The sequence below is a fragment of the bacterium genome, from assembly GCA_016703265.1.
Lineage (GTDB): Bacteria > Krumholzibacteriota > Krumholzibacteriia > LZORAL124-64-63 > LZORAL124-64-63 > CAINDZ01.
Window position 1 is genome coordinate 748,783 of record JADJCK010000001.1, and the last position, 18,391, is coordinate 767,173.

The 18,391-nt window shown below is 61.3% G+C and carries 13 protein-coding genes and 2 pseudogenes; 3 read left to right on the forward strand and 12 right to left on the reverse strand.

The genetic code is table 11. The features are described from left to right. Nucleotides 1-90 precede the first annotated feature (90 nt). On the forward strand, nt 91-1,014 hold the full coding sequence (locus IPG61_03430; GenBank protein MBK6733132.1) for a hypothetical protein: 924 nt from the start codon (nt 91-93) through the stop codon (nt 1,012-1,014). A 39-nt stretch (nt 1,015-1,053) separates the two neighbouring features. Here IPG61_03430 and IPG61_03435 read toward each other — a convergent pair. The 12 genes and pseudogenes from IPG61_03435 to IPG61_03490 all read right to left on the reverse strand — a co-directional run bounded on the left by IPG61_03435 (nt 1,054) and on the right by IPG61_03490 (nt 16,223). After that, nucleotides 1,054-2,012, reverse strand: a pseudogene (locus tag IPG61_03435) (HNH endonuclease). Nucleotides 2,013-2,178: 166 nt separating this feature from the next. Beyond that, entirely contained in the window at nt 2,179-5,193 is a 3,015-nt protein-coding gene (locus tag IPG61_03440) for a type I restriction endonuclease subunit R (GenBank protein MBK6733133.1), read from the reverse strand. Then, nucleotides 5,190-5,414 carry a hypothetical protein gene (locus IPG61_03445; GenBank protein ID MBK6733134.1) on the reverse strand — a complete coding sequence of 75 codons (225 nt, stop codon included), beginning with the start codon at nt 5,412-5,414 and terminating at the stop codon, nt 5,190-5,192. Before IPG61_03445 ends, IPG61_03440 begins: the two co-directional genes overlap by 4 nt. Then, nucleotides 5,414-6,076, reverse strand: coding sequence for a hypothetical protein (locus tag IPG61_03450; GenBank protein MBK6733135.1), 663 nt, complete (start codon nt 6,074-6,076; stop codon nt 5,414-5,416). The genes IPG61_03445 and IPG61_03450 overlap by 1 nt, the downstream gene beginning before the upstream one ends. After that, nucleotides 6,064-6,594: a hypothetical protein gene (locus IPG61_03455; protein ID MBK6733136.1), complete on the reverse strand. Its 531-nt coding sequence runs from the start codon at nt 6,592-6,594 to the stop codon at nt 6,064-6,066. Before IPG61_03455 ends, IPG61_03450 begins: the two co-directional genes overlap by 13 nt. Continuing rightward, a complete protein-coding gene (locus tag IPG61_03460; GenBank protein MBK6733137.1) occupies nt 6,591-9,779 on the reverse strand; it encodes a DEAD/DEAH box helicase in 3,189 nt (1,062 codons plus the stop codon). The genes IPG61_03455 and IPG61_03460 overlap by 4 nt, the downstream gene beginning before the upstream one ends. Further along, nucleotides 9,776-10,576: a hypothetical protein gene (locus IPG61_03465; protein ID MBK6733138.1), complete on the reverse strand. Its 801-nt coding sequence runs from the start codon at nt 10,574-10,576 to the stop codon at nt 9,776-9,778. Before IPG61_03465 ends, IPG61_03460 begins: the two co-directional genes overlap by 4 nt. After that, the gene (locus IPG61_03470) at nt 10,573-12,873 is read right to left on the reverse strand and encodes an SAM-dependent DNA methyltransferase (protein MBK6733139.1); all 2,301 of its coding nucleotides are present in this window, start codon (nt 12,871-12,873) and stop codon (nt 10,573-10,575) included. The genes IPG61_03465 and IPG61_03470 overlap by 4 nt, the downstream gene beginning before the upstream one ends. Before the next feature lie 66 nt (nt 12,874-12,939). Beyond that, nucleotides 12,940-13,194 carry a helix-turn-helix domain-containing protein gene (locus tag IPG61_03475; protein MBK6733140.1) on the reverse strand — a complete coding sequence of 85 codons (255 nt, stop codon included), beginning with the start codon at nt 13,192-13,194 and terminating at the stop codon, nt 12,940-12,942. 98 nt (nt 13,195-13,292) lie between these two features. Further along, the gene (locus IPG61_03480) at nt 13,293-14,096 is read right to left on the reverse strand and encodes a transcriptional regulator (GenBank protein ID MBK6733141.1); all 804 of its coding nucleotides are present in this window, start codon (nt 14,094-14,096) and stop codon (nt 13,293-13,295) included. A gap of 283 nt (nt 14,097-14,379) precedes the next feature. Further along, a complete protein-coding gene (locus IPG61_03485; protein ID MBK6733142.1) occupies nt 14,380-15,225 on the reverse strand; it encodes a hypothetical protein in 846 nt (281 codons plus the stop codon). 371 nt (nt 15,226-15,596) lie between these two features. Further along, on the reverse strand, nt 15,597-16,223 hold the full coding sequence (locus tag IPG61_03490) for a type IV toxin-antitoxin system AbiEi family antitoxin domain-containing protein (GenBank protein MBK6733143.1): 627 nt from the start codon (nt 16,221-16,223) through the stop codon (nt 15,597-15,599). A 255-nt stretch (nt 16,224-16,478) separates the two neighbouring features. Here IPG61_03490 and IPG61_03495 point away from each other — a divergent pair, with 255 nt between their 5' ends. Continuing rightward, nucleotides 16,479-17,252 (forward strand): type IV toxin-antitoxin system AbiEi family antitoxin, encoded by a 774-nt coding sequence (locus tag IPG61_03495; GenBank protein MBK6733144.1) that lies wholly within the window; start codon nt 16,479-16,481, stop codon nt 17,250-17,252. Continuing rightward, a pseudogene (locus tag IPG61_03500) lies at nt 17,249-18,068 on the forward strand (nucleotidyl transferase AbiEii/AbiGii toxin family protein). The gene IPG61_03495 and the pseudogene IPG61_03500 overlap by 4 nt, the downstream one beginning before the upstream one ends. Nucleotides 18,069-18,391: the final 323 nt, after the last annotated feature.

An 18,391-nucleotide genomic window follows, 5' to 3' on the forward strand; every position in this document is an offset into this window, starting at 1 on the left:
TGACAAACCCATCCTGTTGGTGAATAATGGCTTCGAAAGATTTATCGGATATTCCGGCACCGGTATTAGGAGCAATTGAGGGAGGCCCTGATGAAGTACCAGCTACGGGAAGACCATCCGCTTTTTCGGGCGCTGGAATCCGACGACCCCGCGTGGTGGCACAACCTCAAGAAGGACAAGGAAACCTACTGCGACATCCGCAAGGACAACGCGATCAACATCTACTACAACGGCGGATCGATCCTGCGGCTGACCTACCAGCAGGGCTACCGCGCTTTCATCCACCCCGAGTACGTGCCGCTCAAGGGCGAGGGCGAATATCTTCCCGTCCAATTGAACGGTCCTACGGCTTTCATCGACGACCCGGGGATCATCGACCTTCAGGCTTTCGGTCCCGGCGCCCTGGCCCGCATCAAGAAGCGGATCCGCAACCACTTTCCCCGCAACTCGGAGAAAGCCATCCAGGGCCGATACGTCACCGACCAGCTGAATTCGAAGCGCCGCGATGGCTTCTTCATCGACACCGAGTTCGAGTATTCCGTCCGTCAGAAGAACGGGAAATGGCGAATCGGTCGCATCGATCTCGTGTGGCTGGATCGCGACTCGAGGCAGATCGTCCTAGTCGAGTTGAAGACCCGCAACGACGCCCGGATTCAGCCCCAGAACGCCGGGGGCTCCGGGGCCATCGAAGAACAACTCGCCGAGTACGGCCGGTTTCTCGGGGATACGAAGAACCGAGACGCGATCAAGGCCCACTACGAGAAGGTCTATCAGATCAAGAAGAGGCTCGGCCTCCTGACGGGATACACGAAGCACCCCAGTTTGAAGGGCTACACCGTGGCCGACTTGCCGGTCCTGCTGGTCGGCGACGCGACGCAGGAATGGATTCGCACCCAGACTGGCGACCTATATGACCGGATCGCTCCGCTGGTCATGGGGCTATTCTGCCAGGGGATCGATACGAACAGCTTCAGGATTCCCAAGCGCGGGACAAGGCACACTTTCGGGTTCTAGAACCGTCTCTTTGAATCGGTGCCATCCGTCAGGTCCTCGTCAGCCCCGGTACACGACTTCCCGGTGCCAGGCCAGCCGTTCGCGATCGGGTCGTTGACCTATGGCGGAAGGCAGATAGATCGCGCCTCGCTCCCGTACCTTTGACTCCAGATCATAGTACACGAGACCGTTGTCGAAATCCTCGCGCAGGGCCGGGCTCACGCGAAACTCGTAATCCGGCGTAACCGTCACGTATCCCTTGTCGTACAGCCGGTGCAAATCGGCCCGCAGCAGCACGCCGTTGCTCACCTCATGTGGGCCGCCATCCGCGTACGGCTGGATGTGGGCGGAGTCCAGGACCGGCAGGCTGTGCTCTCCGGTCACAGCACAGGCCCGGCCGTACGCGTCAGTAACCGCGATCCGGAAGGAGCCCTGACCTAGCCGCGGGCGATAGATCTGCTCCTTGCGCTATAGCGCGGAGGTTCATCCAGCACGGCGGCCTCGGGCAACTGCCGCCGGTACGCCTGAAGGCGCTCCACGCAGGCGTCCCAAATCCGCTGCCCTTCGCCCTCCGACAGATCGTAGGTACTCCCCTGGACGATATTCTTGGACCAATCGCGAGGTGCGGGAATCCAGTCATCCTGTGGGAAAAACGTCGGCTGCAGGATCATCCGGCAACCGACCGGGGGGTCAAACCCCGGACCGGCGGGCTTGGAATCGAATCGGCCTCGGTACTTGCGGATCCGCCGAGCCATCGTGGGCAGATCGGGAGCGCCATTCTTCTCACCGAACGCCTCCCAGGCAAGAGACATCGGCACCGTCGAGATCGGACCGAGGAATCCGAATCCGCCGATGGCGTGATGCGGGCTCTTCAGCTTGAACAGGAACGGAGCTCCGGGCGATATCGTGTTGAGTGTGGCCTTACCCGAGGGCGCCCAGAAGTTGACCTCGTCCAGGTCTGGTCGAGAAGAGAGCAAGTCGAACCAGTCCTGGTCCGTTGTTGCTATGAAACCACGCATGGTTGCTAAAGCCATAGTGGCTGCGGTGCGCTTCGCAGGCGATGACGACGATGCTGAACCGCGCCGAGAGTCCCGGGTTTGGGTCGCCCCGTGCCCCGGCAAACACGTTTTCGCTGGCGGTTCACATCATCGCAACCGCCGTAGAATCTGGCATGTCTTCCATTGCTCATAACTGACTCGTGATCGCAAACACCATGTCCCCAACGAACCGCTTGAACGATTCATTCTCCACGAACTGCTTGTAGACCTGCGTGTCGTCCTTCAGGAGGTGCTGCATCACCTTGGCCAGCGCCTGGTCGTGCGCCATGCGCGCGGTGTGCGGGGTGTTCTCCTTGGCATTCTGGTAGGCCGCGTCGGCCGCCACCTTGGGCGCGATGTCGTCGCGGATGCGTTTCGCCACCCGATCGGTATCGGTGAACAGCGTGCCGAACTGCTCGTTGAATGATTTCAGGATGTTGCTCAAGCGATCCAGCTCGGGCTCGCTCATCCTCCCGCCCGCGTCGGTAGGCACCGGTTCGATCTCTGCGTCATCATCTTCCAACGCGATCCTCATCGCCGCCTTCTTCTCGACGCGGTAGCTGTCCATGTCGATGGCCTCGAGGATGCCCTTGGCGAGGTCTTCCTCCTTCGGCGCCGGCAGCTTTGGCGTGAGCAGGTCGAGGAAGATCGAGAGCTTCTCCCATTCGGCGTTGCTGTACGGGATCACCGACGAGAGGAAGGCGTAGGTGCGGCAGAACACCTTGGCCTTGCCCTTGAAGTCCACCTGGCCGTCCTCGTCGAGCCGCTCGACATAGACTGCCACGCAGGCATCGAGAATCGGGTCGAGCCGGTCGCGGTCCGCGCCGCCGAGGAACAAGGCCACCAACTGCCCCACCTGCTCGGGCGAATACACCTGCGCGGCATCCAGCGCCGCCTTCAGATCGTGCAGCTTGTTGGGGTCGGTCTCGTCGGCGAGCAACGTGGTGCGGTAGTAGTCCTGGAAGGCAAAGGCGATCGCCTCGCTGTTGTTCTGGAAATCGAGCACGAAGCAGTCGTGCTTCTGCGGGTGCGCGCGGTTGAGCCGCGACAGAGTCTGCACCGCCTTGATGCCCGAGAGCGGCTTGTCGACGTACATGGTGTGCAAGAGTGGCTCGTCATAGCCGGTCTGAAATTTGTCGGCGCAGATCAGGAAGCGGTAAGGATCGGTCCGGATCTTCCCAGCGATGTCCCCGCTCGAAAACCTGTTGATCGATGTCTCGCTAACCCTGGCGCCGTTGAATTCGTGCTCGCCCGAGAAGGCAACGATCGCCTGGTACGGGCTTTTGCGCTCTACCAGGTACGCCTGGAAGGCGTGGAAGTACTGGATCGCCCGTTCGATGCCGCTGGCAATTACCATCGCGCGGGCCTGGCCGCCGATCTTCCCGGCCGCCATAACCTGCTCATGGAAGTGGTCCACCATGATCTCGGCCTTGAGTCGGATCGCGTGGTCGTGGCTCTCGACGTAGCGGCGTAGCTTCTTGCGCGCCTTCTTGGAGTCGAACTCCGGATCGTCCTCGGTCTTCTTGATCAACTTGTAGTAGCTGGCCACCGGGGTGTAGGTCTTGAGCACGTCGAGGATGAAGCCTTCCTCCACCGCCTGCTTCATGGTGTAGCTGTGGAAGGGACGGTGCCTGACCTTGCCCTCGGCGTCGGGTGGCAGCGGCTCGCCGAACATCTCCAGCGTCTTGTTCTTGGGCGTGGCGGTGAAGGCGAAGTAGCTGGCGTTGGTCAGCATCTTGCGCGCCGCCATGCGCTTCTCGAGGGCGGCGTTCACCGTGTCCTCGGGGTCCGGCCCGGCGTCCTCGTCCTCCGCGGGGGCAGTGAGCGCCTGACTCATCGCCGCCGAGGTCTTGCCGCCCTGGCTCGAGTGTGCCTCGTCGATGACGATGGCAAAGGTCTTTCCGCCCTCGGTGGCGATCTCGTCGAGGATGAACGGGAACTTCTGCACCGTCGAAACGATGATCTTCTTGCCTTCCTCGATGAACCGGCGCAAGTCGCCGGAGCGCTCGGCGTGGCCCACGGTCGCGCCGACCTGCATGAACTGCTTGATGGTCACCTGGAGCTGGCTGTCGAGGATGCGCCGGTCGGTCACCACGATGACCGAGTCGAAGACCTCCTTGTCATCTCGCTTCAGGCCGATTAGCTGGTGGGCGAGCCAGGCAATGGAGTTCGACTTGCCGCTGCCCGCCGAGTGCTGGATCAGGTAGCGCCTGCCCGCGCCTTGGGCGCACACTTCGGCCAAAGCCTGCCGCACCACGCCCAACTGGTGGTATCGCGGCCACACCTGCTTGCGTTTTTTCTTGCCGGTGCGGCGGTCCTTCTCCCCGACAATCTGCGCGTAGTTCTCGAGGATGTTCGTCAGACCCGCCGGCGTGAGCACCTCTTTCCACAGGTAATCGGTCTTGAGGCCGTTCGGATTGGCCGGATTGCCCGCGCCGTCGTTGTAGCCCTTGTTGAAGGGCAGGAACCACGAAGCCTTGCCGCGCAACTCGGTGCACATTCGCACCTCGCTATCGTCCACCGCGAAGTGCACCACGCAGCGGCCGAACCCGAACAACCGCTCCCGAGGGTCGCGGTCGCGCTTGTACTGCTGGACGGCGTCCTCGACGGTCTGCTTGGTGAGGCTGTTCTTCAGCTCGAAGGTGGCGATGGGCAGGCCGTTGATGAACAGGCACAAGTCGAGTGCACGGCGAGTTTCGTCCATGCTGTATGCGAGCTGGCGGGTGATCGCAAAGCGGTTCTCGGCGTGCAGCTTTTCGGCCTTGATGTTGCCCCGAGACGGCGTGCCATAGAACAGGTCGAAATGCACCGACCCGTGCTCCACGCCCTTGCGCAGCACGTCGATGACGCCGCGTTTGCCGATCTCGCCGGAGAGGCGGGCGAGGAACTTCAAGCGGTTGATGTCCTTGGCGTCGCCCGCGTCGGCCAGCGCCAGCTTCTTGAACGCCTCTGGCTGCGTGGCGCGCAGGAAGGCAAAGAGCTGCGGAACGTCGAACGCGTGGGCGCGGTCGAAATCCTGCGCACTGCCGGCGGTGTACCCGGTGCCGCCGTAGGGCGGCGGCCGCTCGGCGACCCTTTTCGGGACGACGGCGAGACCGTCATTGCCGGTCATGTGTCGCATGATGAGTGTTTCGAGGCCCTTCTCGCTGGTGTCGGTGGTCATACCGCGGCCTCCTCGTCGGCAGCTTCGATCTCGTCCCCCAAATCGGCATCATCCTCGACGGCGCCGAGCGGCGCTTCGTCGGGCAGTTGCGCCGCCGCCTCGCGCACGTCGAGCTTGCCGGTCACCACGTCGGCGATGAGGCGGGTACGGTATTCGCGGAGGAGATCGATTTCGCGCTGGAGGCGGGAGATGGTTGCCAGAAGCGGCCTCTGCTCTGTCATCAATAACTCAAGTATCGCCTGCTGCTCAAGCAGGAAGGCAGCGGAACGGGCAGATTCGCGTACTTGTCCGCTCCGATGTTCTGGATAGTTGCAGTGTTAAATGTCAAATCCTTCCAGGCGGAGAACGCCCTGCTCTGGGTGAACGCGAAGAGATATTCAGGATGTACAAGACGGCGATCTGGCCGGGCCCGAATGAGGTAGCCCGCGTGGCACGCAGCTCCGGTGAGCGTCAGCACAAGAAACGCCTTGCCGACAGTTGCGCCGCTCCTGGCGAACAGGATGTCACCAGAACTGACCATATAGTCGGAAGCAACACACGGAGGCAACGAGCGAAACGTGTCGGATTTCAGCGTCCCGTCTGTCCGAAAATCAGTGATCCGGATGTAGCGCGGCCAGTCCGGGTTCGTAAACTCAGCCGCCGCATTGGCCCCATAGGTCAACCGTCCCTTGATCAAGTGTCTCAACCTCCGCACTTCCCAATGCTGCGGAATGTCGCCGAGCCAGGAGATGCCGGAGGGTTTGACGGGGACGGAGGCGTCGAGGCCGCGGGTGACGGCGCGGTGGATGATGGCCTGCTTCTGCTCTTTGAGCAGCGCGATCACCTTCCGCTTCGCCCGGATCGCCTGCACCAGCCGCCCGTCCGCCCAGTTCAGAAACCGCACAATCCCCGCCTGCTCATCGTGCGGGGAACAACAACGCCCACACGCTTGAGATGGGGCCAGTACAAATTGCGCTGAATTGTCCCAACGCCCTTCGAACAGACAAGATACTGTGAGACCATGCTCCCATCTCGAAAAAGCAAATTCGCGTACGGCGCCGAAAACCGTTTGGACAGCGCAAGCACAAGGTACGCAGGACTCACGATTCCTGAGTATTCGGAGACACCAACCGAGCCACGCCAGGCTTGCTGGTTGTTCAGCACAAAATCGCCAGGATCGACTGCTTGATACTTGCGTAAGTCTTCACTAGTGGCGTTCGTCCTCTTCTCAGCGACATCGGCAAACCTGACGACTCCGCGTTGCAAGTAGACGGATAGAAGCTGACGCTCTGAATGGTTTACGACCGACTTCAGGCGAGCAAGCCGCGCGAGCGGTGAAACATCCCAATGCCCCGGTACCTGCCCGAGCCATGGCATGCCAGAATCCTTGTATTTCTCGTAGGGTATGAGGTCGCCGATCACCCTGCGCCCTCCATGATTGACCAAACTCGATGATAGCTAGCCCCCCGCGCACCCATTGCTTTCGTCCACTCGCCTACGTCGGCCGCTCGCAACCGCCCGCGTACACGATGAAGCGGCTCGACGGCTGTGACACCAAGGTGTCTCGCGAGCGCCGGGGCAGCGGTTCGTGGCACTCCGAGGAGCCTTAAAGCGACTGCCTCGTCGGTGTTGACGCCGTAGTACACACGAGCAGGGAGGTTGCGCAGACTGCGCTGCTCCAAGGCCGACATCTCATCGAGCGCGTCCCCGAGCGTGAGCGACTGCAATGCGGACAGCCCCCAAGACGCGGTTTGCGTAAGTCTCCCGAATACACTTTGACAGCACTTGGTCATTGCCTTGACGGCATCCGCCTTGGCGTCGTTGGCCTCCTCTTGGTCAGGCTGTCCAAAATAGTCGTTCGCCATCTCGGTCAGTGGACGCCCTTGTACCCAATCGCAGATGATTCGGGAAAGCTTGTCTCCGTTGGGACTCGCGCCTCCGGTAACCTCTTCCAGCGGCTCGCGAAGTTCTGGCACCTGCAGCAGCAAGCCCATCATGCGCCGGAGGTCGTCTCTTCGCCCCGCAAATAGCTCGGGGGACCAAACATCTTCGGGCAGCTGCTCTTGCCCTATCCTCACCAAGGTATTGCTGACGGATTCCCAGGAGAATCCAGTGGCATCTACCAGGCCGAGGGGTTTGCCTTTGAGCCTTTCGGCGTAGGCGTACACCCCCTGCACAAGGGTGTCTGCCCATCCCTTGTGGCTTTTACGAAGCGCCTGGAACCCAAGCGTGCCGCGCAGAACCTGCTCGACCTGCGCCGCGAACTGCTCATGGTTCCCGATCTGCCGGTAAGTGTGCGCCAGATATTGGACGAACGCGGACCAACCTGGCTGGTGCGACAAAGACTCCAGGCGGAGGAGAGAACCTGCGTTAGCTGCGGTTTGCACCATCTCGATGAGCGTCGAGTTGAGCTCGGCGACGGAAGAGTCGATGAACTGCTCCAGCGCTAGTTGCTTGTCGTCATTTTGCGCGGCAAGAGCGACGACTCCAAGATCCCCTTGGTCGACGCGACCGGCGCGACCGGCAATGTTCCAGAAGTCCTGGGGCGGCATATCGACGTGGTGAGGGAACCTCCGAGACCGGTACTGATGACTCGCAAACACGATGCCGGAGACGGGGAAATTCACGCCTTGAGCAATTGTGGTCGTGGCGACGAGAACACCAAGCCGACCGTTCTCCGTGAGCCACTCCACAAGCGTGCGCGTGTCTTCGGACATACCCGCATGATGAACGCCAATGCCATATTCGAGTAGGCCGGCAAGGGGAAAGTCCTGCCCCATCTCATCGATGAGAAACCGCTGCACGTGTCGCAGGTCGTCATCGTCAAGCGTTCTCCTATTTTCATCAACCTGGAAAGCCCTAGCGATGCCCCATGTCGCCGCCGGCGTGTCGGCAAGCACAATGACCGTGCCGCGCCTTTGCAGGATTTGTGCAGTTGCTGCTGCGATCCTCCCCGGCGAGTTGGCCACTTTGGACCAGGCCAAGCCCAGTGGACGACTCTCCCGAAAAACAATCTGCTCCGGGATATCGAGAGTACTGCGAGACGTGTGCCGTGAGCGAAGCGATACACTAAACTCGCCCCTGCTCTCACCACGTTCTGCGCGCGCGATTGCCACAACGCGATCGTTCGGTGTCCAATCGATCCCGAGGTCGATGCTCTTGTTGCTGTCGGGCGACAGCCAGCGGGCGATCTCCGCGCCATTAACGATGAAAGGTGTAAGCAAGAGAAACTGAGCGTACCGACACTCGCGGTTGATGGTCGCGAGAAGGAGTTCGAGCTTGATCCCTCGATTGTCGGAGGCCAAACCGTGTGCCTCGTCCACAACGACAAGTGTGAGGGGGCGGCCAATCTTCTCCTCCCACCCACCACGTAGCATGAGGTCCAGCTTCTCCGGTGTAGTTACCAGGATCCTGAATTGATGAGCGCTGTCAGCCTCGGTCAGCATTCCGCCTTCGAGACCATCGACCTCGAGCGCAGGGCTAACCTTTTCCACAACGGTGCCAAGGTGAAAAAAATCACTGCGCAGTCGCGTCGCCAGCTGATTCACCAGCGCGCGAGTGGGTGCCAAGTACGCGACCCAGCCGTTCTCCTGGTCAAACTGATTGAGCGCTTGAAGAATTCGAAACTCCGCGATGAACGTCTTTCCGCTCGATGTCGGCAAGCTCACAACCACGGAGCGATGACCGGAGCCCAAGAGACCCTCTTCACGTAAGGTTCGCCTCTGCGGCGGCAACATTTCGAAGATTGGGCGAACTCGATCACGGGCCGTCAATGACTCGACAAATCGGGTTACCCTGCTGTTCACTGCGCGGGTAACAGTCCAGATACTGTTGTCGACCATAGCGCGGGAAGCTCGAGCAAGCAGTCGAGACATTGTCTCAAGCTCAATAAGCTGGCCGCGAGCCGCGGCGCCGATCGCCCGGTCGAACTGCGCTTCGAGCTGTTCACGAATGTCAAAATGCCCGTCGACGGAACCCTGTCCGAGGTATATGCCCAGCAACTCTGCGGACTTCGCCAAGTGGTATTGCGCCATGAGTTCCCAAGCGGGCCGTACGTCCTGGCGCTCTTCGGCTGCCCGCAGGAACGCTGGTTCGACTGTGCGTTGGGCTTGTCGGAGAGCGACGACTCGCTCTTGGACGGCGTCGAGATCGTCCCATCCCTGCTTTCGAAAAAGACGCAACCAGACGTCCAAGACCGACGACCAGACCCGAAGGCCCCAATCCGCCGAGTCGAGAGGAATTACAGGAAGCTGCGCCTCCATAACGATGCGACGGAAATCCGCCGAGCGATCTCCGATGACCGCAAGACAACCCAATCGCACAAGCCACTGCGCGGCTGCTACAGGTTCTTCCGGCCATGCGAGAGTTCTGGCGATCTGGAACGCCTCAGCGGAAATGGCCCGAACCTCCAATGCCCGCTGCTCGTCATCAAGCGCATCGAAAAGCTCCAGTTCGAGCGCATTTGTAACGAATTGAAGCTCCCGATCATCTGGCTCTTGAGATACGAGGGTCAACGCAGCTGCGAGCCGGCGCCGACTTGCCTCCGTCGACGTTTTTCGTAGGCGATCCTCCCCGATTGAGGTTCGAAGCCAGCTGGCTGCCGTCATGATTCCCTCCGATAAAGCAGAGCCGGCCAGTCCTTGATCGGAACAGGCAAGTACCACGCGGTAATCTCAATCCGCGTAGGGATGCCAAGCTTCGCCGCTAGCGCCTTTGCGCGGGCGGCAAGATCCATCTCGTTCGGTTCGGTGTCGCGGAGCAAAATTCCGACCAGTAGGATTTCCTTGCCGACGGACTGAACATATCTCCCTACAGCAGCGCGGTAGAGTTCCCGATGTTCCGGCGCTTCACACCTGGTTCGCAGCCACTTGAGCAACGCATGCTGAATGTCTAGTCGGGTTGCCTCCTCCTCAAGCTGCCAGGCCATCCCGCCACTGCCGTTCATCACATTCGGTGGCGTACGCGCGTCCGAGGATGTCTTCACCTCGCCAAAAAGTAGCAGCACGGACTCGCCTTCCTTGCAGAAGCCGACCAGATCGGCACCAGGCAAGCTTGCTCTTGGCGTACGGCGGTCGCGCACGAGATTCCACGGCCAACAGATCTCCCGGGTGTCATCATCGGCCAGAACACATTCGGCCAAGGCTTCTCCGACTGCCCATGACTTCTCATTGGGGACCGCCCTAAGAAGACGCTCGACGAAACCGGTCTGCATGCCCGTCGTAGCCATCCCTCTCAGCTCTGCAGCAAACGGATCTCGAGACTCGTCGTCCTCAACCCTCGCTCTCACTCGACCGGCTACGTAACGCTTGAAACGATCCTCATCTACGACAACACGACCACACCACGACGCGTTCTTGTGTGCGCCGGAATAGTCAATTTGTGAGATGAGTGAAGCGGCGGTCATCTCCGCCCCCCTCCGATGATCTCCTCAAGGAGGCCCTCGCTTTCCTTCTCGATTGCGAGGATGTCGGCCCTGATCTCCTCCAACGTGCGCAACGGCTGCGGCTTGTAGAAGTGACGCGTGAAGCTGACCTCGTAGCCGATCTTGGTGGCAGCTTCTTTGATCCAAGCATCGGGTGTGTAAGGCAGCACCTCGCGACGGATGAAGGCCTCAATGCCGCCGTCTTCCAGCAATGGCACCTGCTCGGTGTCGCGCAGATCGGAGTCCGGTTCGTATTCGACGATGGCGGTCTTGTTATCCACGGTCGCCTCGAACAACCCACGCAGCGGGTCGGCCTTGGCTTTGCCGGCCTTGTGCACCTTGGCGATGACCGGCGGCGCGGTCTCGACGCGCCAGCTCGCGGTTTTGAGGATCTGCATCCGGTCGGCGGCGCCGATCTTGATTCCGGTCTGCTTGAGTGCCTCGCCAACGCGGTCGCGGAACTGATTGTGGTCCTCGAACAGTGTCTCACCCAGCGTCGCGCGAAGCCTGGTGGCGACCTCGACCAGGCGGCCGTCACGCTCCCAAGTCTTGGGATCGAGCAGCTTCTTGCGCTTCTTCTCGGGCAGGCCCTTCTTCGCGCTGCCCTCCTCGTCGTCGCCCTCGTCCTCGTCGTTGCCCCAGTCGGCCAGGCGCTTTTCAAGCGCGGCGGAAACCTTGGGGAAGCGGGTGAAGAGGTCGTCGCCGAACTCATCATAAAGCGCCGCGCGGATGTCCTCGTCACCCGAGGTGAAGCGCAGCACCTCGATGGCCTTATGCGTCAGCTGGCTGTGCATGCGTAGCGGGCGCTCGACCGTGACCTTCCAGTAGCCGAAGGCGGCGTTGAGAAAGATCTTCGATTCAGGGGTTTCCTTGAAATCCAAGAAGGTGCGACTGATGCGCTCGATGTCCTCGGGCGCGAGCTCGCAGTTCTTCTTGCCTAGGTTCTTACGCAGCGGCTTGAACCACTGGCTGGCGTCGATGAGCTGCACCTGGCCCTTGCGGTGTGCGGGCTTACGGTTGGACAGCACCCAGACGTACGTGGCGATGCCGGTGTTGTAGAAGAGGTTGAGCGGCAGGGCGACGATAGCCTCGAGCCAGTCGTTCTCGATTAGCCAGCGCCGTACATTGCTCTCCCCCTGGCCCGCATCGCCAGTGAATAGCGATGAGCCGTTGTGAACCTCGGCGATTCGGCTGCCTGGCGCCGACTTCTCGTTCATTTTCGAGGCCATGTTGGCGAGGAAGAGCATCTGCCCGTCGCTCGAGCGGGTGACCAGCGACAGATCCTCTCCGTTGTGCATGACTTTGAAACGCGGGTCCCGCATGCCGTCCTTGCCACCCATCGCTTCCAGGTCTTTCTTCCAGCTCTTGCCGTAGGGGGGGTTGGCGAGCATGAAGTCGAATTCCTGGGCGGGGAAAGCGTCGTGGGAGAGCGTGGACCATTCCGCGCCGCCGACGATATGTTCGGCGCTCTCGCCTTCGCCCTTCAGCAGCATGTCGGCCTTGCAGACGGCGTAGGTCTCGGGATTGATCTCCTGGCCGTAGAGCAGGCACTTGACCTGTTGGTCGCGCTTGTCGGCGATTGTGGCGAGTGTCTCCTCCGCAACCGTCAGCATTCCCCCCGTGCCACAGGCGCAGTCGTAGAGCAGGTAGGTACCGGACTTGAGTTGTTCCTCGATCGGCAGGAACACGAGGTTTGCCATCAGGCGCACTGCGTCGCGCGGAGTCCAGTGTTCACCCGCCTCTTCGTTGTTTTCCTCGTTAAACTTGCGGACCAACTCCTCGAAGACTGTGCCCATCGAGTGGTTATCGATGCCCGCCGGCGAAAGATCGATGTCCGGGTCGAGGAACTTGTTGATCAGCGTGCCGAGCGAGTCGGAGCGCGAGAGCGTCGGGAGCTGATTGCGAAACTTGAAGTTCTCGAGGATGTCCTGGACGTTGGGCGAGAAGCCGTTCAGGTAGTCCTCGAAGTCGGCCAGCAGCTGCTGCTGGCTGCCGCGGGACTTGAGGTCGCGCAGCGTGAACTTCGAGGTGTTGTAGAACGCCTGGCCCGCGGCGTCGCACAGGGCGGCGCGCTGCTCGGTGATGCGCGCCTCGTCGAGCATCTTCTTGGTCTCGAGCACCTCCTTCTTGGTCGGCTCGAGCACCGCATCCATGCGCCGAATGACGCACATCGGCAGGATGACGTCGGGGTACTTGCCGCGCTTGAAGAGGTCGCGCAGGACGTCGTCGGCGATGCCCCAGATGAAGGAGACGATCTTGTTGTGGGTCGATTGATCCATGTTCAGGCGACTCTCCTTCCGCGCGTGACCTGGCCACGCAGAGTGTCGGCTGCAATCCATAGGATATCAGCGTTGACCAGGTCGTTGTTGCAAGTCGCTGTACTGATCATTACCTCGCTCAATTCCTTTTTGAACTGCTTTTCCGTACGGCTTTTGCTTGAGCCACGAATCGATGGCGTCCTTGTGGAATCGCCAATGCTTCCCCACCTTCTGGCACGGTATGGATCCTTCTCTAACCAGCTTGTAGAGGGTGGACTTGGAAATTTTGAGATAGTCCGCGAGGTCCTCGATCGTGAGGACTTCGCCCAAAGGTTCAGCCATCGCAGCGGGCTCCGGATTCAGATATTTTCCCCCAGTAGTTCCGCAGCCTCTTTTTATCAGTTACTGTCAGTTCCTGTCAAGTGGGCATCGTACCCACATCAGATAACCTCGGCCCAGGATCGGTTCAGTACGTACTCGGGCACAACCAGATTCCACTCCTTCACGAGTTTGCCGGATTCGCGCCGGGCGTCCAGGTACCGCGGCTGCGCCGGGGATAGGCTGCGGAACGGGTCGAGGTGATGTGCCTCGACTATGAGCGCGTCGCGGTGCTGTTCGAGGAAGAACCCGACCCGGGCGGCTGTCAGCGCCGATCCCAGCACCCGCGTGTAGGCGAGCACCGCGTCGAGATCGAAGAACTCGACCATCTCCAGGGAGCGCCAGACCTCCTCCCAGCCGCCGTTGCGCTCCGGGGCGTCCAGAACGTCGACGAGGCTGCGCTCGAGGGTCGTCACCCGGACGACACCGCCGCCATGCAGGCACTCTACCACCCCGCCGCCCAGGTCGGGAAGGTCCCTGAGCGCGGCGGGCGCCTGGACCGGCACGAACTCCTGGTCGCGGAAAGTGAACCGGCACTGCCGCCCCCGGGTCAGGTAGTGGAAACGACTCCACAGGGAGTAGGCCTTGCCGTGGAACTGGAGCGCCGCGTGGTAGGCCACCACGCCGTCAGGGGCGAGGTGTGTGGCCAGCAGGTAGGGATCGACGGGGTGGCGCCCGGGATCGCCTCCACGGGGCACAGACGCGTACAGGCCGCGCCGCAGGTGCAGCAATCGGCCGGCGGCCACGTGCTGCTTCAGCACCGAGGCGGTGGTCTGCCGGCTCCGGCGGCCATCCCCGGCGTGGGCCGCCGCGAAATCGTCGAAGCGGAACACCGGGTGGTGGGCGAAGTAGTCGGTGGGCTTCATTTGCTGATTTGTGCTCATAGTGGCAATTATTCTGCCCACATAAATCCATCCTGGCAACTAAAATTGCCGTCATGCGCTCATATAGGCAATTTCGCGTCCCTATAGGGCCCTGACGGCCAGTCGGTGGTGACTTGGCACATCCGAGTTGCCGACGCTTGTCTATCGGCCACTAGGCGGCATCTTTCGGCCAAAATCACAATAATGTCAGATATAACTCACATTTTTTACAACGAGTTACATTGACAGGCGACGAGACCAATCAACGGCCACCCCTTTTTGGCTGTTAGCCGTCGCGGGGTGGGCCATTTTGCAGATGCGCGGGAACGATGAGGTTCCAGTCCCTGGCCAACACCCCTCCTCGCCGGCCGGGGACCAGGTAAACCCGGGTCCGAGGCCGGTGCTTCTGGAAGTCACCCAGTATGGACGCGTCCAGGAAGATGTCCTTGAGCCGCCGCTGCAGGTACCACCCGACGGCCGCCCAGAGGCGCCGATTGTCATAGGCACCCAGGATCTCCTGGAGCGCGTCCGGATTCAGCGAGGCGAATCCGTCCATCGACTCCACCAGCTCGTCGAGGCCGCCCACCAGACTCAGTTCCCTAAGCCCGTCCACGAGGGTCCGCTCGGGCGTCGTGACCCGCAGGGTCCTGCCCCCGCGAGAAACCTCGGTCGTCCAAGGGGCGCTTGCTTCCCCTGGCGACGACATCGCCCCGGTTCGGGGCCGTGCCGCCCGCGGGTGCGAGAGGAATTTCATCACGGTTCGCCCGAGGACGACGGGCGAACGCCGGCGTGCCGTGCAGACGGTGCATGTCCACCAGACGGAATGCCCCTGCCCGAGGAGATCGAGGGCTGAGTGATAGGCGAAGACCGCATCGGGCCGGATGGCCGCAGCGGCCAGGAAGACATCCGGTTCGTAGCTCTCGGGGGCCGCGCCGACTGGGACGGAGGCGTAGACGCCGTTGGCCAGGCGCTTCAGTCGCCCCTGCCCGAGGTAGTAGCGCACGCGGTACTCGGCGAGGCTCTTCTGTCCCCCGAGGTGCATAGCGAACTCCTCGACCGTGAAGATCCGGTTCAGCTCCATGAAGTCGGTGGATCGCTGGGCGTCGTGTTGCTGTTCAACGTGCTTTCTCATAGATTTTTTATCGGTTTCCTTTCCCGACAACAACAACTGAAACAGCGTCGTTCTTGTTGCGCGCGTAAAGCGATAAGATTTTTATCATTTTCTGGATCTAACAGCAACAATAATCACGCGGACTCGACAAAACATACACACATAACAGCCCCGACATGGCCACAATATGCCCGTATTTTATCCAGCCCGCGGCGGCCAGGCTTGGCTTCTTGAATTTGTGTCGATATAGCGAATGAACGAGTCGAACTTTCGCTATTCCGACACAAACAGGCCGAATATGGGCAAGAAACCGGAAGAAATCTGAACGCGGCTTTGCTCATAGCGAGCATTCTGTGCTTGTTTTTGCAATTGGCTTGCAGATTTCCGGCGCTTCAAAGCAGGGCCTCCACGTAAGGACGGATTACTCTTTCCACCCGGCAAACGCGGGCGTAACGCACCAGTTCGTCGATGGACCCGGTCCGCCGCTGCAGATAGAGCTTCAGCGCCTCGAGGGCGACATCGAGCCCCAGCTTGTTCCGGTACTTGAGGCAGTCGGCCACGGTCTTGGCCGCTCCATATACGCGAATGCCGACGCCGTCCAGCTCGCGGGTCTCGATCCCCTCGTCGAAGGCTCTCCCTGTGAACCAGAACGCCCGGACCGGCGGGTATTCCAGCCGTGGGGTTTCGGCGCCACGCCGGAGCGCGATGTGGACTTCGTGAGGGATTTGGGTCGTGATCTCGTGGACCGCCAGAGCCGAGAGCAGGCAAATAACGCCTTTGGGTACGTGGAGGGCGACCGAGACCAGGTCGGGATTCCCGAGCGGCGGGAGGTCTGAGAGCCGGAAGAGCCCGCGCCCGAGCTGCTCCAGCATCCCCGCATCGCGCATGGCGTAGAGGGTACGCGGGTGCACCCCCAGTTCGAGCGCCTCCATGGTCCGCAGCATCCCACCGTGGCCCCGGAAGATGGCCGCCGCCTTGGCAAGAGCGCTTTCTCGCCTCGACTCGAGTTTGACCGTCATGGATAGATCCCCCAGCAGTTAGTAAAATACGCTGGTAATTCTATCCATAGCTCCCAGGCCTGTCACGCCTGGACAAATGCAGCTTTACTCAATGCGAGCATTCTATGTGCGTTCTTGCCATTGGCATGCAGATTCTATATCCTCGAGCGTCTGCATTTCACTTGCAAAAGTTAACGAAAAACGTTAGTTTCTGCGAGTGGTTTGCACGAATATCGAGTGCGAAAGGGGGCAGCCGGCATGCCTAAGAGACCCGCCATGTCGGATTGGGTGGAACAGCTCCAATCACTCGGCCGCTTCACCTTTACCCGCTCCAGAGCCGATTCCGAGACCGAGCGCTCGTCCGTCGCCGTCCAGGCCGCCCTGCGCAGGCTGAAGGAACAAGGGAAGATCGTCTCCCCCAGACGCGGTTTCTACGTCGTCGTCCCTCCCGAATATCGGGCGACGGGTTCACCTCCCGCGAGCTGGTTCATCGACGAACTCATGCGCCACCTCGATCAGCCCTACTACGTGGGAGTGCTCAGCGCCGCGGCGATCCACGGGGCATCCCATCAGCAGCCCATGGTATTCCAAGTGGTGACCGGCAAGCCCACGCGCGAGATGCGCGCCGGCAAGGTCACCATCCAGTTCTCGATGAATGGCAAGGTCGAACAGATGCCGACGACCGGAATCCAGACCGAAACCGGTACGATGCAGGTGGCCACGCCCGAGACCACCGCGTTTGACTTGGTACGCTACCAGGCGGCGGCCGGACACCTGAGCAACATCGCAACCGTCCTTGGCGAACTGGCAGAGCGCATCGACGGCCAAGCCCTGGCTGGGATCGCGCACCTCGTGAAACTCTCGGACGTTCAGCGCCTCGGGTACCTGCTCGATGCCGTCGGCGCGGACGACCTCGCCGCCCCGCTCGCAGACTGGCTCAAGGCCCGGAATCCACGGGTGGTCCCCCTGCTCCCATCCGAGCCGGTACAAGCCGAGATCGATGAGCGCTGGCGCGTCCGACCCAATGCCGACTTGGAGATCGAGCATTGATCCCGCGCGCGAACATCACCGCGTGGCGCTCCCTCGCGCCTTGGCCCGCCAATGAGCAGGTGGAGCAGGACCTGATTCTCTCCCGCGCGCTGGTCGCCATGTTCACGGCGGAGACCGTGGCGGCCCAGGCCATCTTTCGCGGGGGCACGGCCTTGCACAAGCTGTTCCTCGGCGCGGGAAGGCGCTATTCTGAGGATATCGACCTTGTCCAGCGTGACGCGGGCCCGATCGGTGAGCTGATCGGCTCGATTCGCGGCGCTCTCGACCCGTGGCTGGGAATTCCGAAATGGAAACAGGGCCAAGGGCGTTTCAACCCTGTTCTACCGCTTCGAGACGACCTTTCCGCCGGTCTCGACCATGCGGTTGAAGATTGAAATCAACACCCGGGAGCACTTCGCCGTTCTGCCCGTTGCGCAATACCCGTTCGTGGTGGACAATCCTTGGTTCAGCGGGACCGCCGTACTCCCGGTGTACCACCTCGACGAACTGCTGGGGACGAAGATGCGCGCGCTCTACCAACGCAGGAAGGGGCGCGACCTGTTCGACCTCTGGGTCGCCCTGCGGGCCGGAGACGCCACGAGCGCCCGTATCGTCGAGTGCTTCCAGCGCTATATGGAGCACGACGGCCTGGCGGTTTCGCGCGCCGAGTTCGAGGCGAACCTGGCAGCAAAGCTCGGGACTGCCGCCTTCCGGGAGGACGTCCGGCCCCTCGTCTCGGCCGACATCACCTACGACCCGGCGGCCGCGGCGGAACTGGTTCGCGACGAATTGATCTCGAAGCTGCCCGGGGAACCGTGGAAGGGGCTGGATCGATGATGCACGCACCGACCCCCCTGGCCGCCCCGGCGAGCACCATAGTCGCCCCCTGGCCCGTGAACGCCAAAGGAATGACCTCGATTTCGCGCGGGCGATTTCTCTGTTGGACTTCGCAGTGGGTCGCGACTTCCTAGTATGCCATGCTGTATGTGCACAAAACCGGCTGCAGAATGTCCATTTTTACATGCGGATCGGCACCAGATCCCGAAAGCCCACGCTGTTGTCATTGCCGCTCTACATGGTCGAGCAGACCTCTCGGCTCTGGCGGGACATCGGGGCAACAGCGACTCCCTCATGACTTGGCACACAGGGATTGTCGGCGA

Excerpts from the sequence above, each read along its gene's own strand:
- IPG61_03430 (MBK6733132.1), top strand. The coding sequence starts at position 91 with ATGAAGTACCAGCTACGGGAAGACCATCCGCTTTTTCGGGCGCTGGAA.
- IPG61_03440 (MBK6733133.1), bottom strand. The coding sequence starts at position 5,193 with ATGACCACCGACACCAGCGAGAAGGGCCTCGAAACACTCATCATGCGA.
- IPG61_03445 (MBK6733134.1), bottom strand. The coding sequence starts at position 5,414 with ATGACAGAGCAGAGGCCGCTTCTGGCAACCATCTCCCGCCTCCAGCGC.
- IPG61_03460 (MBK6733137.1), bottom strand. The coding sequence starts at position 9,779 with ATGACGGCAGCCAGCTGGCTTCGAACCTCAATCGGGGAGGATCGCCTA.
- IPG61_03465 (MBK6733138.1), bottom strand. The coding sequence starts at position 10,576 with ATGACCGCCGCTTCACTCATCTCACAAATTGACTATTCCGGCGCACAC.
- IPG61_03470 (MBK6733139.1), bottom strand. The coding sequence starts at position 12,873 with ATGGATCAATCGACCCACAACAAGATCGTCTCCTTCATCTGGGGCATC.
- IPG61_03475 (MBK6733140.1), bottom strand. The coding sequence starts at position 13,194 with ATGGCTGAACCTTTGGGCGAAGTCCTCACGATCGAGGACCTCGCGGAC.
- IPG61_03480 (MBK6733141.1), bottom strand. The coding sequence starts at position 14,096 with ATGAAGCCCACCGACTACTTCGCCCACCACCCGGTGTTCCGCTTCGAC.
- IPG61_03485 (MBK6733142.1), bottom strand. The coding sequence starts at position 15,225 with ATGAGAAAGCACGTTGAACAGCAACACGACGCCCAGCGATCCACCGAC.
- IPG61_03490 (MBK6733143.1), bottom strand. The coding sequence starts at position 16,223 with ATGACGGTCAAACTCGAGTCGAGGCGAGAAAGCGCTCTTGCCAAGGCG.
- IPG61_03495 (MBK6733144.1), top strand. The coding sequence starts at position 16,479 with ATGTCGGATTGGGTGGAACAGCTCCAATCACTCGGCCGCTTCACCTTT.